Origin of the sequence: Shewanella sp. GutCb (assembly GCF_002836135.1) — a bacterium.
In the GTDB taxonomy this organism is placed as follows: Bacteria; Pseudomonadota; Gammaproteobacteria; order Enterobacterales; family Shewanellaceae; genus Shewanella.
Genome location: NZ_PJBL01000105.1, coordinates 279,935 through 293,025, shown reverse-complemented (window position 1 = coordinate 293,025; position 13,091 = coordinate 279,935). Strand labels below are relative to the sequence as shown.

At 41.8% G+C, this 13,091-nt stretch carries 10 protein-coding genes; 3 read left to right on the top strand and 7 right to left on the bottom strand.

The genetic code is table 11. The features are described 5' to 3' along the window. Positions 1–378: 378 nt before the first annotated feature. Both CXF86_RS21420 and CXF86_RS21415 read right to left on the bottom strand, forming a co-directional pair. Positions 379–1,353, bottom strand: coding sequence for an alpha/beta fold hydrolase (locus CXF86_RS21420; protein WP_101090160.1), 975 nt, complete (start codon positions 1,351–1,353; stop codon positions 379–381). A 112-nt stretch (positions 1,354–1,465) separates the two neighbouring features. Beyond that, complete coding sequence (locus CXF86_RS21415) at positions 1,466–3,262, bottom strand: DUF885 domain-containing protein (RefSeq protein ID WP_102039976.1); 1,797 nt, start codon at positions 3,260–3,262, stop codon at positions 1,466–1,468. Between the two features lie 162 nt (positions 3,263–3,424). Between CXF86_RS21415 and CXF86_RS21410 the strand changes: the two genes are divergently transcribed. Beyond that, the gene (locus CXF86_RS21410; protein WP_102039975.1) at positions 3,425–3,664 is read left to right on the top strand and encodes a hypothetical protein; all 240 of its coding nucleotides are present in this window, start codon (positions 3,425–3,427) and stop codon (positions 3,662–3,664) included. A gap of 368 nt (positions 3,665–4,032) precedes the next feature. Further along, positions 4,033–6,000 (top strand): alkyl/aryl-sulfatase, encoded by a 1,968-nt coding sequence (locus CXF86_RS21405; RefSeq protein WP_102039974.1) that lies wholly within the window; start codon positions 4,033–4,035, stop codon positions 5,998–6,000. Positions 6,001–6,341: 341 nt separating this feature from the next. Here the strand turns inward: CXF86_RS21405 and hemN are convergent, their stop codons facing one another. From hemN to CXF86_RS21380, 5 genes are all read right to left on the bottom strand, one after another. After that, complete coding sequence (hemN, locus tag CXF86_RS21400) at positions 6,342–7,718, bottom strand: oxygen-independent coproporphyrinogen III oxidase (RefSeq protein ID WP_101090170.1); 1,377 nt, start codon at positions 7,716–7,718, stop codon at positions 6,342–6,344. Positions 7,719–7,982: 264 nt separating this feature from the next. Then, a complete protein-coding gene (locus CXF86_RS21395) occupies positions 7,983–8,450 on the bottom strand; it encodes a DUF2489 domain-containing protein (protein ID WP_102039973.1) in 468 nt (155 codons plus the stop codon). An 89-nt stretch (positions 8,451–8,539) separates the two neighbouring features. After that, positions 8,540–9,085, bottom strand: coding sequence for a Der GTPase-activating protein YihI (gene yihI / locus CXF86_RS21390; protein WP_101090156.1), 546 nt, complete (start codon positions 9,083–9,085; stop codon positions 8,540–8,542). 45 nt (positions 9,086–9,130) lie between these two features. Continuing rightward, complete coding sequence (locus CXF86_RS21385) at positions 9,131–9,808, bottom strand: class I SAM-dependent methyltransferase (protein ID WP_101090155.1); 678 nt, start codon at positions 9,806–9,808, stop codon at positions 9,131–9,133. A gap of 1,488 nt (positions 9,809–11,296) precedes the next feature. After that, the gene (locus CXF86_RS21380; protein ID WP_101090154.1) at positions 11,297–11,917 is read right to left on the bottom strand and encodes a c-type cytochrome; all 621 of its coding nucleotides are present in this window, start codon (positions 11,915–11,917) and stop codon (positions 11,297–11,299) included. Between the two features lie 169 nt (positions 11,918–12,086). On the opposite strand from CXF86_RS21380, the gene yihA reads away from it, so the two are divergent. Continuing rightward, on the top strand, positions 12,087–12,755 hold the full coding sequence (yihA, locus tag CXF86_RS21375; RefSeq protein WP_101090153.1) for a ribosome biogenesis GTP-binding protein YihA/YsxC: 669 nt from the start codon (positions 12,087–12,089) through the stop codon (positions 12,753–12,755). The last annotated feature ends 336 nt before the right edge of the window (positions 12,756–13,091 follow it).

Genomic DNA, 13,091 nt, shown 5'->3' with positions numbered 1-13,091 from the left:
CTGAATTGCTGAATTGGCGGAACGACAGAATGCAGGGGCAATAGCATCGGCATAATCGTGTTGTGGCCGATATTAGCCAGGTGCGAGCGGGCGCCACTCTTTCTAAGATGGGTCTCGAAAGAGAGTGAATAGCCCGTTGTTAACGCAACGGGCTTTTTTACGTCTGTGATTTGAGTGTTGTTAAGTTGATGAATTGACGGAACGACTGAATGCAGGGCAATAGCATCGGCATAATCGTGTTGTGGCCGATATTAGCCAGGTGCGAATCGAACATTTTCAGGCGCCACTCTTTCTAAGATGGGTCTCGAAAGAGAGTGAACAGCCCGTTGCTAACGCAACGGGCTATTTTATAGGTAGTAGTTTGCTGAAGATGGAGTTTTAAACTTGTATAAAGTTAAGTAAAGCCGTGAGTGCTGTGTTTCTAGCTGTATCACGCTCCATAAAGATCTCATGCCGTGCATAGGGGATTTTGATTAACTTACAAAAGCCCGTACTTGCGCGTTTCTGAGCTGCATTAGACACAATGGTGTCTTCTTCTGCCTGAAGTATTAATAAGGGAATATTGATATTTTGAGCTGCTTTTATCGCACTCTCTCCAGCATCGATAGATTCTACTAACCAACGGTTTGTTGGTGAGCCTAACTGTAGTTTAGGTTGCTGTTGATAGAGATCTCTATAGTCGTCATAACGCAGTTTGCTATTGGTTAGGTCGTTCTTTTCAAATGGATCGGCATGATAATCTTTGCCGCCCAATACATAGTTTGGATTTTGGTTACTATGATTATCTAACAGCGATGCTAGTTTACGAATGAAGCGCTTCGGTAGCGGGAGTTTTATACCGTACATTGGGGCTGAAAATACAGCTGATTTAAACACACCTGGATGCTGAGCTAAATACAAAGTGCCTATGGCTCCCCCCATCGAATGACCGACAAGAAAATAGTCTCTCTCTTGAACTGGTTTAACGATGTTGTATATAAATTCGTCGAAATCGTCGACATAACGCTGGAACTTGTCGATATGTCCTTGATGGAGGTTTACGGTCGTTCTGCTGGAAAGTCCTTGGCCACGATGATCAATAGCAAACAAGTCGTAGCCTTGGCGGTAAAGATCGAACATGAGCTCTTTATACTTTAAGTAGGATTCGACTCGTCCACTACTTAGTACTATGGTGCCTTTGCTATTTTGTTGAATAACCGATGCATAAGCGAGTGATATACCATCTTTGGTTTTAAAACTTGCTTGTGTTACCTGCTGCCAAAATGCAGCTTGCTCGGGGCTGCTTAGATGATGCTCAGATGAAAAGGTACAGACAGAGCTTAGTGATATGGCAGGTTCAGCAGCATTTGGCATGGTTGTATTCTATTGGATAAAGATATTTGCAGTGTAACAAACTCCCTTTGCTATAAGGGGGTCTAGTGGATAATAAAATGGTCGCATATAGCGACCATTTTATTGGACCCGGTTAGAGCGCGGCTTGTTGTTGCTCTATAAAGTCGTTAATTTGCTGCTCAAGAATCGACATAGGAACAGAACCATTGGCTAACACAGCATCGTGAAATGCCCTGATATCGAAGTTTTCGCCTAGTTCTTGCTCCGCTTGGGCGCGTAAACGCTTAATGGTTAACTCCCCTATTTTGTAAGATAGAGCTTGGCCAGGCCACGAGATGTAGCGGTCGATCTCTGTAGTCACGTTATGGAGTGATAAGGCGGTGTTACTTGCCATAAAGTCGATTGCTTGCTGACGACTCCACCCTTTTGCGTGCATACCCGTATCGACGACAAGTCTTGCTGCTCGCCACATTTCATAGGTAAGTCGACCAAAATTACTGTAAGGATCTTGATAGAATCCAGCTTCAAGCCCTAGATACTCAGAGTAGAGACCCCAACCTTCACCAAATGCTGAGATATAACCATAACGGCGAAAACTGGGTAGTTCTGTTAGCTCTCGATTTAATGATATCTGTAGGTGATGCCCCGGTACTGCTTCGTGTAATGTTAAAGCTTCCATTTCATACAGTGGTCGTTTATCGAGCGCATAGGTGTTGACCCAATAGTAGCCTGGTTCATCATCTCGGTTGGAGCCGGAGTATCTGCCCGTGGTGTATTTAGGGGCTATTTCAGCTGGCACTGGGGCAATACCGTATGGCTGACGCGGTAGTTTACCGAAGTACTTGGGCAGCATAGCATCTGCCTTTTTTGCGATGTAGGCCGCTTCTTTTAGAAGTTCTTCTGCTGTTTTAGGGTAAAACTGCGGATCTGTTCTTAGAAAGTGGAGGAAATCAGCAAAGCTGCCTTCAAATCCAACCTCGTCAATGATTTGCTGCATTTCTGCTCGAATACGCTTAACTTCGCTTAAGCCTAGTTGGTGCACTTCATCTGATGTCATGTCCAGTGTGGTGTAGTAACGAACTCGGTTTTCGTAAAACTCTTTACCATTAGGCAGTTTTGAAGCCGCAATATCAGTACGTGCATTTGGAATATATTCATTAACCATGAAGTCATAAAAAGCTTGGTATTGAGGTAAAACAGTGTTCTCTACTAGTTCTAAACCTTGGTTGGTTAACGCTATCTTTTCAGCGTCACTGAAATACGCTGGGTATTCAGTGAAAGGCTTAAAATAGCCGCTTTCTTCCACTGGTACAATAAAGGCACTAATGCTGGTTTCGAATCCATTTAGGGTTACTTTGGCTGGTGTGATCCCAGATGCAAGTCCTTGCTTTAACCAGTAGGTTTGCTGTGAAAAGTAAGTCGGCAATGCTTTCAGCTGGCTAATATAATTTTGATAATCTTCTATTTTTGCAAAGCGACCATTGGCGATTGAGGCTATATATGCATGAAAGCCGCTCTCGGCTGACAAAGGGATGTAGTGGTCTTTATAGCGATATAGGTCAACGCTATTTTGCAATTGGTCTTGTAAAATTTTGGCGTTGATAACATCATCGGCACTCAACTCCGCTCTATTAAGTGCTTTTATTTCACTTAACAACGTAACACGACGTTGATTTAGTGAGCCTAGGGCTGTTGGCGATAGATCTTGCAGCTTTCCTGCTGCGAATAGATCGCCCAATGAATATGCCAAACTAGGACTTTCATCTAATGATATCTGCCATGCCTGGTCGATTGCTATTTGCAGTTGTGCATTTATCGATTGTTTTGCTGATGTTGCAACGGTTGTTGTTTGAGAGGTCGGAGCAATAGAGAGAGTTTGGCAGGCGCTGAGACTGATGACTAAAATGGAGGGGAGCAAGTATTTGTACATGTTATATCCGTTTTTGTTATGGATTTATTTTTATTCTGACTTTGATTATGCCGATCGCGGCGTAAAAGGTCACGCCGATAAGTTAAAGGGCTTTGTCGCAAACTGACTCTAAACCACAATAAACGATGAAAACAGACTCCTCTGATATAACTAGGAGGCTGAATGATACAAGTTTCCCTATGGACCTATGCCTTTAGCGATGTCTATCTGCATGAGTTAAGTGCACCGCCAGCAAGTACTATTCAGTTTCTTCCCAAGATTTTCATTCTGAATATTGATGTATCATTTCTTTTATTTTTGATGGTTATATTCGACAATGTTAATGAGATGTTTTTGTTCAACACATTAATTATAAAGCGTATTTATCGACAGCTAGACAATAGTAAAGCCATAGGTACTTAATGTTGATATACGTTTTATCTATCTGTGACAGGACCGTATTATCTCCCTTAAACCAAGGTGTCAAAATACGCTATGCGACAGAAAAAGCTCTGCGAATATGTCTACGTCGTGATTTTTCACCTTAACATGTGACGTCACTTAATCTCTGCTTTACATCTTAATTAAGGTAAAAAACAATGACTTAGCCTTGTTCTTGGCTGTGGGTATCGCTTTCGTAGCTGTATTAGTCGCCGGTTACCATTACTGTGACAGTTACTCGCGGCATAGGTAGGTCTTTCATATTGTGGTTCAACTATTGCTCATTCGACTAATACCGACTAGGTTAGGAATCTGGATGTTGATAGTTCTCAGTTATAAAAGGAATTGTAATGAATAGATCTAAGCTTGCCTTGTTAATAGCATTTTCTCTGATTTTACCTCACTCAACTATGGCTGCAACTCAGTCAAAACCTGCCTCAGAATTTACCAAAAATGAAAATGCCGCAGTACTCAAAGCCCTTCCCTTCAGCGATAGGCAAGATTTTAAAAATGCGCAGCGTGGCTTTATCGCCAAGCCAGATACTGTCACGATTAAAGATGCACAGGGCAATGTCGTCTGGGATCTAGAGCAATACAAAACCTATATCAGTATCGATAAAGATTCACCTGATACCGTTAACCCCAGTTTGTGGCGTAACTCGCAACTCGTGATCCAACATGGCCTCTTTGAAGTCACCGAGAACATTTATCAAATTCGTGGCTTTGATCTAACTAATATCACTTTTATTAAGGGTAAAACAGGCTGGATTGTCTTCGATCCACTGATCTCACCAGAGACCGCAAAAGCGGCTCTCGATTTCATCAATAAGCAACTAGGGGAACGTCCCGTTGTTGCTATCGTCTATAGCCATAGCCATATTGATCACTACGGCGGTGCAACGGGTATTGCGACTGCTGAAGAGGTCGCGTCCGGAAAAGTTCAAGTGATCTCCCCCGAGCACTTTACCGAACATGCGGTCTCCGAAAATGTAATTGCTGGTAATGCTATGGGGCGTCGTGCCGTCTATATGTACGGTGCCATGCTACCTCGTAATGCTAAAGGCGGCGTCAATGGCGGCCTAGGTATGACGGTTTCAACCGGCCTCGCTGGCTTATTATTACCTAGTCATGAGATCACTAAAACAGGTGAGAAACTCAATATTGATGGGGTAAACATGGAGTTTCAACTCACACCAGGTAGTGAGGCGCCCGCGGAAATGAATACCTGGTTCCCTGACATGAAAGCACTATGGATGGCGGAAAATACCACCAATACCATGCACAATATTTTGACCTTGCGTGGGGCTCAAGTGCGGGATGCATTGATTTGGTCAAGCTTTCTTGATGAAACTATAGACACGTGGGGTGACCAAGCAAAAGTGAAATTCCAGAGTCATCACTGGCCGCTATGGGATAGCGAAAACATTATTCCCTACTTTAAAAAACAACGTGATATCTACAAATTTACCCATGACCAATCTGTTCGTATGATGAACCAAGGTTATACGGGGGAAGAGATCTCCGAGATGATTACCCTACCTGCAGAGCTTGAACAGAACTGGGCGACTCGGGGCTATTACGGCACCTTGCGTCATAACAGTCGGGCTGTATATCAAAGATATATGGGGTGGTATAACGGTAATCCATCTAACCTCAACAACCTACCGCCCGAGATGGTCGCTAAAAAGTATATGGCGTTTATGGGAGGCGAAGCGGCAGTGATTAAGAAAGCTCAAGCCTCATTTGATAAAGGAGAATATCGCTGGGTCGCCGAAGTGATGAAGCATGCCGTATTTGCCAACGCTAAGAGCCAACCCGCGAAAGAGTTGTTAGCTGATGCTTTTGAGCAACTTGGCTATCAGGCTGAATCTGGTCCTTGGCGCTCAGTGTATCTACAGGGGGCTTATGAGTTACGAAACGGTGTACCATCAGCAGGAGGTACTCAAACAGCAACACCAGATACCATACGTGCAATGACGCCAGCAATGCTGTTTGATTTCTTAGCGGTAAGACTTGATTCGAGTAAAGCTGAAGGTAAATTACTTAATATTAATATTGATTTTACGGACCTCCAAAGTCAGTACACACTCACTTTAGAGAACGCTGTGCTGCACCATAGTCAGAACCAAGTTGAAAAACCCGATGTAGCCTTGGTGATGAGCATGAAAACCATGAATAGTATCCAGCTCAAAGAGCTCAGCTTCGATGAAGCAATTAAGAATGGTTCGGTGAACATCAGCGGTGACCAAAAGCAGTTTAAAGAGTTTCTCGGCATGTTAGATGACTTCAATTTTTGGTTTAACGTCGTGACGCCATAGCTGAAGGTTCACTAGAAAGGGAGTGCCTAGAGCTGAGATTCTAGGTGCTCTTTTTACTGAGCTGCTTGGATCACCAATTTATTCGGTTGAGCTCATTGGGGAACTCGATGAAACCGATTTTAAAGTAAAAGAGAAATGTCATTACGAGGGAATGGGCGCAAACACGCTAAAACGAAGGCGGACTTGGTGATGTAGAGTTTACTCGTTTGCAATGTAAAGGGTGTTGAGGTGGCTTTATCTCAGAGGATGAACACTTTACATTATACGCAGCTAATACATAATCGGTTTGTTCGAGACATAAAAAAACCGGCTAATGCCGGTTTTTTATGTGTGCATCTTAATTAGATAACACGCGAGAATTGTTGCTGTCTTGCTTTTTCACGGTAGTAAACATCAAAGCAGATACAGATATTACGGATCAACAAACGGCCTGTTGGGCTGATGGTGATCTTTCTGTCAGTAATGTCGACTAACTCATCATCAATGAATGTCTGTAGCAGTTTTAAGTCTTCTACAAAGTACTCTTCAAAGTTGATATTCAGCTTTTCTTCTATCAAGGCCATATCAAGCTCGAAGTGACAGATAAGCTGCTTAATAACGACGCGACGAATCTCGTCATCGCGGTTTAAGCCACAACCTTTCCAAAGTGCGTGACCATTAGCATCGATAGATTCGAAGTAAGGGCGAACATCTTTTTGGTTCTGAGCATAACAATCACCAATTTGGCTGATAGATGAGACACCTAAACCAAGTAGGTCACACTCTTCTTGAGTGGTATAACCTTGGAAGTTACGGTGCAAGCGGCCTTCATTTTGTAAAATTGAAAGCTCATCATCAGGTTTAGCAAAGTGATCCATACCGATATATTGGTAACCTGCACCGGTTAAGGTTTCGATTGTTTGATGCAGCATATCTAGCTTTTGCTGTGGAGACGCTAAGTCTTCATCTTTAATCTTACGTTGCGCTGCAAAACGTGATGGCAGGTGAGCATAGTTAAAGACAGACAAACGGTCCGGATCAAGATCGAGAACACGTTGCATTGTTTCAGCAAATGTCTCTGGAGTTTGATGTGGCAAGCCGTAGATAAGATCAATGTTTGTAGAAACAAAGCCAAGTTCTTTAGCGCGTGCCATCAGGTCAAAAATAAACTGCTCGTCTTGTTCGCGATTGACAGCAATTTGAACCTTTTTATTGAAATCCTGAACACCGATAGAGATGCGGTTAAAGCCCGCTTCTTTTAGCGTGTCGAGCATCGATAGCTCTATTTCACGTGGGTCAACTTCAATCGAGTATTCACCGACTTCAGCAACATTAAAGTTTGCTTTAACAAGTGCTGACAGCGTTAGAATTTGCTCAGGAGTAAGGAATGTCGGCGTACCGCCACCCCAATGAATTTGTGTGACTAAATAGTTTTTAAATAACGGCGCGCGTTTAATTATCTCTTTCGCAAGATACTCAAGATACTGATCGGCTTTATGCTGATGACGAGTGATGACTTTATTGCAGCCACAGTAGTAACAAAGCTTGGCGCAAAAAGGGATATGGATATAAAGAGAAAGCTTATCACTCTTGCTGTTTTTAATGGAGGTCAGCAATTTATCTTCGGTAAACGAATCATCGAACTCAAGCGCCGTTGGATAAGAGGTATAACGTGGGCCGCTATAGTTGTACTTCTCGATCATTGACTGATCCCAGCTAATTTGGGTGGGCTGCTTCAAGGCGTATCCTCCGATGTATAGTAATTTAGCAACATGTGAAGTATGCATCGTTATTTGTGCAATAACTTTGATCCATGTTGTAAATTTGAAATGTGGGTAACAAAGAGCGATAGAATATCGCTGAATTTGGAGTTTATGTCTGCGCTGTTAAGTAGATTTTGTGCACAGACTCACCCTATATTAATAAAATCTTCTATAACTGAGATCTGGGTAGAGATCCAATATAGCCATAGTACAAGCTATAACCATAGTTGTAGCGGGTGATTAATGCAGTGCGGAGGCGTTAAATTGACTAAGTAGTTTAGCTTCTTTTAAGATTTCACTCTCTAGCTCACCCTCTGATTGTATTCGAGCAAAATCCAGTTTCATCCGCTGTTTTTTGGACAGTGCAGTGCGACTTTCTTTAATTGGGTGCTCTTTGATGACTTCAAAATGCTTGAATGTTGCAGGATACTGTTCGCTGACTAACTCTGACATACCAACTAAGTTAAATAACTTAGCGATACGCATTACCCCTTCTGATAGCTCACAACGCTCCTCGATCATCGCTGCTGCTATGTAACGTACACTATCGAGTAACTCTTCTGACTTTGCTTTTGCCGTTGCAGCCTGTTCTTGTTGCTGCTTGATTTTAGCTTGATTCTGCTTACGTATACGCATCAGCAGGTAAGTTGCATAAGTCGTTAGTGCAACGATAATAAAAAAGCCAATAACGATAAGAACTGTTGTCATGCTAAATCCTGTTACAGTCGGGAAGTGAGAGTGTCAGATAAAAATATGGCATCAATTAAGATGCCATATAGGAGCTGTGTCTCTAAGGACTAGTCTTTCTGTTGGAAATCTTTAAGCAGATCTGCACCAGATTCAAACTTGTCGAAGAGGTCGTCATCGCTGACGGCTTTCTTCGGTTTAGTCTTAGGCTGAGGTAGCTCTTCTTCTTCGGTAATACCGAGTTTATCTAACAGAGTTTCAATTTGGGTTAATTGCTTATTTAACCACTTTTGATCATCTGGAGTTAGGTTTTTACCCTCCTCAAGCATATCCAATAGACCATTGAGTCTCGGATTCTCTTCTAGCTTTAATAGTTTTTCATCATCAGATAGTTTAGGCCCTTTTGGCTTGCTTTCTACCTTCTGCTCTTTAACGATATTAAGCTGAATAGGCTTTTTACTGCCGTGACGTGGATCGCTGTTTTTAGCGCTGCCACCGTTCGCTTGGCTTTCAATCATTGAAGCGTTATGACGACTTCCCGCTTTATTGCCGGCAATTTGTTTCTTACCTCCAAGAACACGATCATTTTTCTTAGTTCTTGGGGCTAATTTTGGAGCATTCTCGTTGCTCTTACGCGATTTCTTACTACGGGACATGATTTGCTTATCTCGTTAACTTAAATGACTCTGCTGCCGACAAAACTAATAATCTCTATCAACAATTGAAGTTTGGCCGCGTGTTATACCAGATCCTGATGGTTTTTGCACCAGAATGAGATCGTTTGCCGCAAATAATAGCTTAAAACCGGCATTATTAGCCAGATATTTGAAACTTTGTTGTTGATAGAAGCTAACGTGGGTGATGTTATTTTTGTGGTGCCATTTATCAAATCCGTCGAGATCGGTCAGTAATGGCGTATTAATCGCAATCCAGCCGCCAGGTTTGACTAACTCACACAGTAGTCTCCACTCTTTGTAGGGAAACCTGAAATGCTCAAAAACACGATAACAGCAGATGAAATCGTATTGCTGTTTTAGCTGTCTATTCCAAGGTGCTAGGCTAGGGTCATATTGATTAATTATATGGCCACGCTCTGTCACCCTTTGCAAGCTCTTGGGATCTAAGGTTCTGCCGAAATTAAGACCGAGTAATGATTGTCCGCTTGTTTCGCATTGAGACACTAAATCAAACAGGAATTGTGAGAGTAATTTGTGTTTGTTGTTAGCGAGGCGATACTTTTGTCGTTCGGCATTGGGTGGCAAATGCGAGTTGGCGTCAGCAAATACGAGTTCACATTGGTGACAACGATATAAACTGCGCTTTTTATTTTCATAGAATAGTTGGCTATTGCTACTCAAGCACAACGGGCATCGACGCATAAAACGACTCCCTCTCAAATTAATGCATTAAAGATATTGAAACCGAAAGAGACTGATAAAAACGTGGTGCTACGCTAAATGGCGAACTAAGAGTATGAATTGATAGCAAGATATAAACCAATTTTTAAAGGGTCTTTAGCCAGTATATACCCGTTCTCCCTGAAGATGCAGGAATCAGTGGGAGTTTAATGAGGTTTAATCAAAGCATTGATTACAAGTAATGGTCGCTCCCTTGATAAAATCAATAATGTTGAGTAACCCCCACTCTTTATATAAAAGCATCCCGATCGTAGAAGGCGTTGTGCAAGCCCACTTTGTTGTTGCATTAACTTAAAAGGGAATAACCATTTCTATATTAATGCGTCTAGAATTGAACTCGCACACTGCCTCTGAAACGAGCACCTTCAAGTAGAATGGCTATATACCCAAGTGACTTTAAAATGCTTGTTTCAGAGCGCTAGTAAGATAGCCGGATAAGGCAGTGCAGTGTTCCTAAGGGGCTCTCGAAGAGCAAGGCGAGAAGTCATCTGCTCTTGTATTCTTTATCGATAAGCAAAGATTTTAAATTTGAATATCCAGAACGGCTATTTCATGAAGACAGTCACGGACGGAAAGTCGTTAATCCTGGGGCCATTATCGAGCTTGAATCCAGGCCTGCTCAACATAGTGAACCCTGTATTTCGAAGTTGTTTGACTGTAACGCGAGGAAATTTGAATGGAATACAGTGAATCGGCTTTTTTGAGCAATAAAAAAGGCGACAGATAAACTGTCGCCTATAAAAGTGCAATTAGCACCAATTCTTATTTCAAGTATCCATACTTGCTAGTGACGATCCCGGTCAATATCCATCTTATTTTTTGATTGCTTTCCATGCAATTATTTTAGTTTTTGGTCTTCATGACACTTTATTGTTAATCCTGTTGTCTTCCTGACCACAGTTTCCGTAGATGGTCTTTATGACACATCTCAATTCATCGTCTATCAATGACGCCTAAGTAACCATCCATGTTAGTTGTATCTAAGTATCTTCCAGTGATAACAAGCTTCCAGCGAGTGCATCCTAAGCAATTAGCTTCCTATGCCAATGTTTGTATCCTACAAACATTCTCCTATTTATGCGTGTTTCTCTGAACGTAAGGGTAAATGCTAAATAGCGCTTTGGCCTTCCTAACCAAAATCCTTACTAAAATTCTTACGACCTGGATTTCAAACAGAAATCTCTACTCTTATTATTATTAGTGAGTGGTCTCAATCATATTATTATTATGTCGTTAATTTATTCTTATATCTTAAATGTATAGATACCGAAATCTGAAAGTTATTATTAAAAGTTTTGTACTAACAGTTGGGTTCATCTCGGTACGGGGCTCATTAAACCGAAATCTGTGATCGCTGTCAAGTAAGTTTTTTAAGGGAAGTTTACGTAAACGTTAATCTTGTTAAATGAAAAAGGGCAGCTTTGCTGCCCTTTTAGGATTAACTAATATTTACTTAAGGCTTGATATATACTTAGATAATGCGTCCATATCGTCAGCATTTAGCTTTTTAGCGATGTCTTGCATCATGCCATTTAAGTCGTTGTTACGATTTGTATCGTGGAACTTATTTAGTTGGATCTTGATATAATTAGCGTGTTGTCCGCTAAGATCAGGGAAGCCAGCAGCTTCAGAGCCTTTGCCTTCAGGTCCATGACAAGCAATACATGCCGTGACGCCACGAGCGGAGTCACCACCCTTGTATAGCTGTTCACCTAAAGCAGGAACGTCTTTAACGTCGATCACTTGCTTTATTTGGCTTGAATAGAATGCAGCGACATCAGCGATGTCTTCATCGCTAAGCATCATTGCCATACCACCCATTATTGGATCGGCACGGCCTTCTTTACCACCTGATTTAGCCGCACTGCGGAAATCATGTAGTTGCTTTTCGATATAGGTCGATTGTTGACCTGCAAGTTTAGGGTACATGTCTATCATGCTGTTGCCGTCAACGCCGTGACAAGCAGAACAAACAATGGTTTTAGTTTTTCCTGCTTCAGCATTACCTTCAGCCATTACTGGCGAAGATATTGTGACTAAAACAGACAGCGCAAGAGCTAACTTTTTCATAGCGTTCCAACTTCTTATTAAAATATTTGTCATGGGCTTACTAGGGAGACCCGCAAGCGTGATAAAATGTATTTTATGTGATCGAGGTAATATTTTACACGAAATTGTGAAAATGTAAGCAACTCTTCGATATTTAACAAAGTTAGTTGATAAAATTTTGGAGTTAATTGTGAGTGAATCTCGTATCGATTTCCGTAAAGCTGAGTTTTTAATTAGTGCGCCAGACATCGCACACTTAAATGAATACCTGCCTGGTGATGTTGGGGTAGAGATAGCCTTTGCGGGTCGTTCGAACGCGGGTAAGTCTAGTGCGTTGAATCTATTAACGGAGCAGAAGATAGCCCGTACCAGTAAAACGCCTGGTCGTACTCAGCTCATCAACGTATTTAAACTCGATAAGCATCGTCGTTTAGTGGATTTACCCGGTTATGGTTTTGCCCAAGTCCCTTTGGCGCTCAAGAAAAAATGGCAACTGGCGCTTGGTGAGTATTTACTCAAGCGTAATTGTTTAGGTGGCGTGGTCGTGTTGATGGATATTCGCCATCCGCTTAAAGATCTTGATATGCAAATGATCGAGTGGGCTGTAGAAAGCGACATTCCAGTTTTGGCACTGTTAACTAAGGCTGATAAGTTAGGCCAAAGTGACAGAATGAAGATGGTAAATGAAGTGCGTAAGAAGCTAAGTCATTTTGATGATGCGGTAAAAGTTGAACCGTTCTCATCGCTCAAAGGTATAGGTAAAAGCAAGGCCCTTGGTATTTTGGATGAATGGTGTAAGCCTGAATGGTTGAAGCAACAGTTAGCGGTAGAAGCCGCAGACGAAGCTGATGGCGAGTAACGTCGAGGTTGTTGATTGATTAAAACGCTCCTATTTAGGGGCGTTTTTTTTATGGCTAGAATTGCCATAAGTTGATTTGAAAGCAAAAAAAAACCGACGGAATAAACCATCGGCGTAAATTAGCTCTTTTGGGGAGAAGCTAAATTCAACAAGACTCAAGACCTACCAACCTAAGTTGGTAGCACTTAATGAACCTATGATAACTCTTTTTTTGAGCGATTTAAAGTAATTACTCTAAAGTAAATTTTAGACGAAAAAAAGCCCCAGCAAATTAGATTTGCTGAGGCGCCATAATTTGGCAATTCACTTTAAATCAGTGAATTTAAAAAAGGTCTG

Coding starts and splice junctions, on each gene's coding strand:
- CXF86_RS21420 (WP_101090160.1), bottom strand. CDS start 1,353: ATGCCAAATGCTGCTGAACCTGCCATATCACTAAGCTCTGTCTGTACC.
- CXF86_RS21415 (WP_102039976.1), bottom strand. CDS start 3,262: ATGTACAAATACTTGCTCCCCTCCATTTTAGTCATCAGTCTCAGCGCC.
- CXF86_RS21410 (WP_102039975.1), top strand. CDS start 3,425: ATGATACAAGTTTCCCTATGGACCTATGCCTTTAGCGATGTCTATCTG.
- CXF86_RS21405 (WP_102039974.1), top strand. CDS start 4,033: ATGAATAGATCTAAGCTTGCCTTGTTAATAGCATTTTCTCTGATTTTA.
- CXF86_RS21395 (WP_102039973.1), bottom strand. CDS start 8,450: ATGACAACAGTTCTTATCGTTATTGGCTTTTTTATTATCGTTGCACTA.
- yihI (WP_101090156.1), bottom strand. CDS start 9,085: ATGTCCCGTAGTAAGAAATCGCGTAAGAGCAACGAGAATGCTCCAAAA.
- CXF86_RS21385 (WP_101090155.1), bottom strand. CDS start 9,808: ATGCGTCGATGCCCGTTGTGCTTGAGTAGCAATAGCCAACTATTCTAT.
- CXF86_RS21380 (WP_101090154.1), bottom strand. CDS start 11,917: ATGAAAAAGTTAGCTCTTGCGCTGTCTGTTTTAGTCACAATATCTTCG.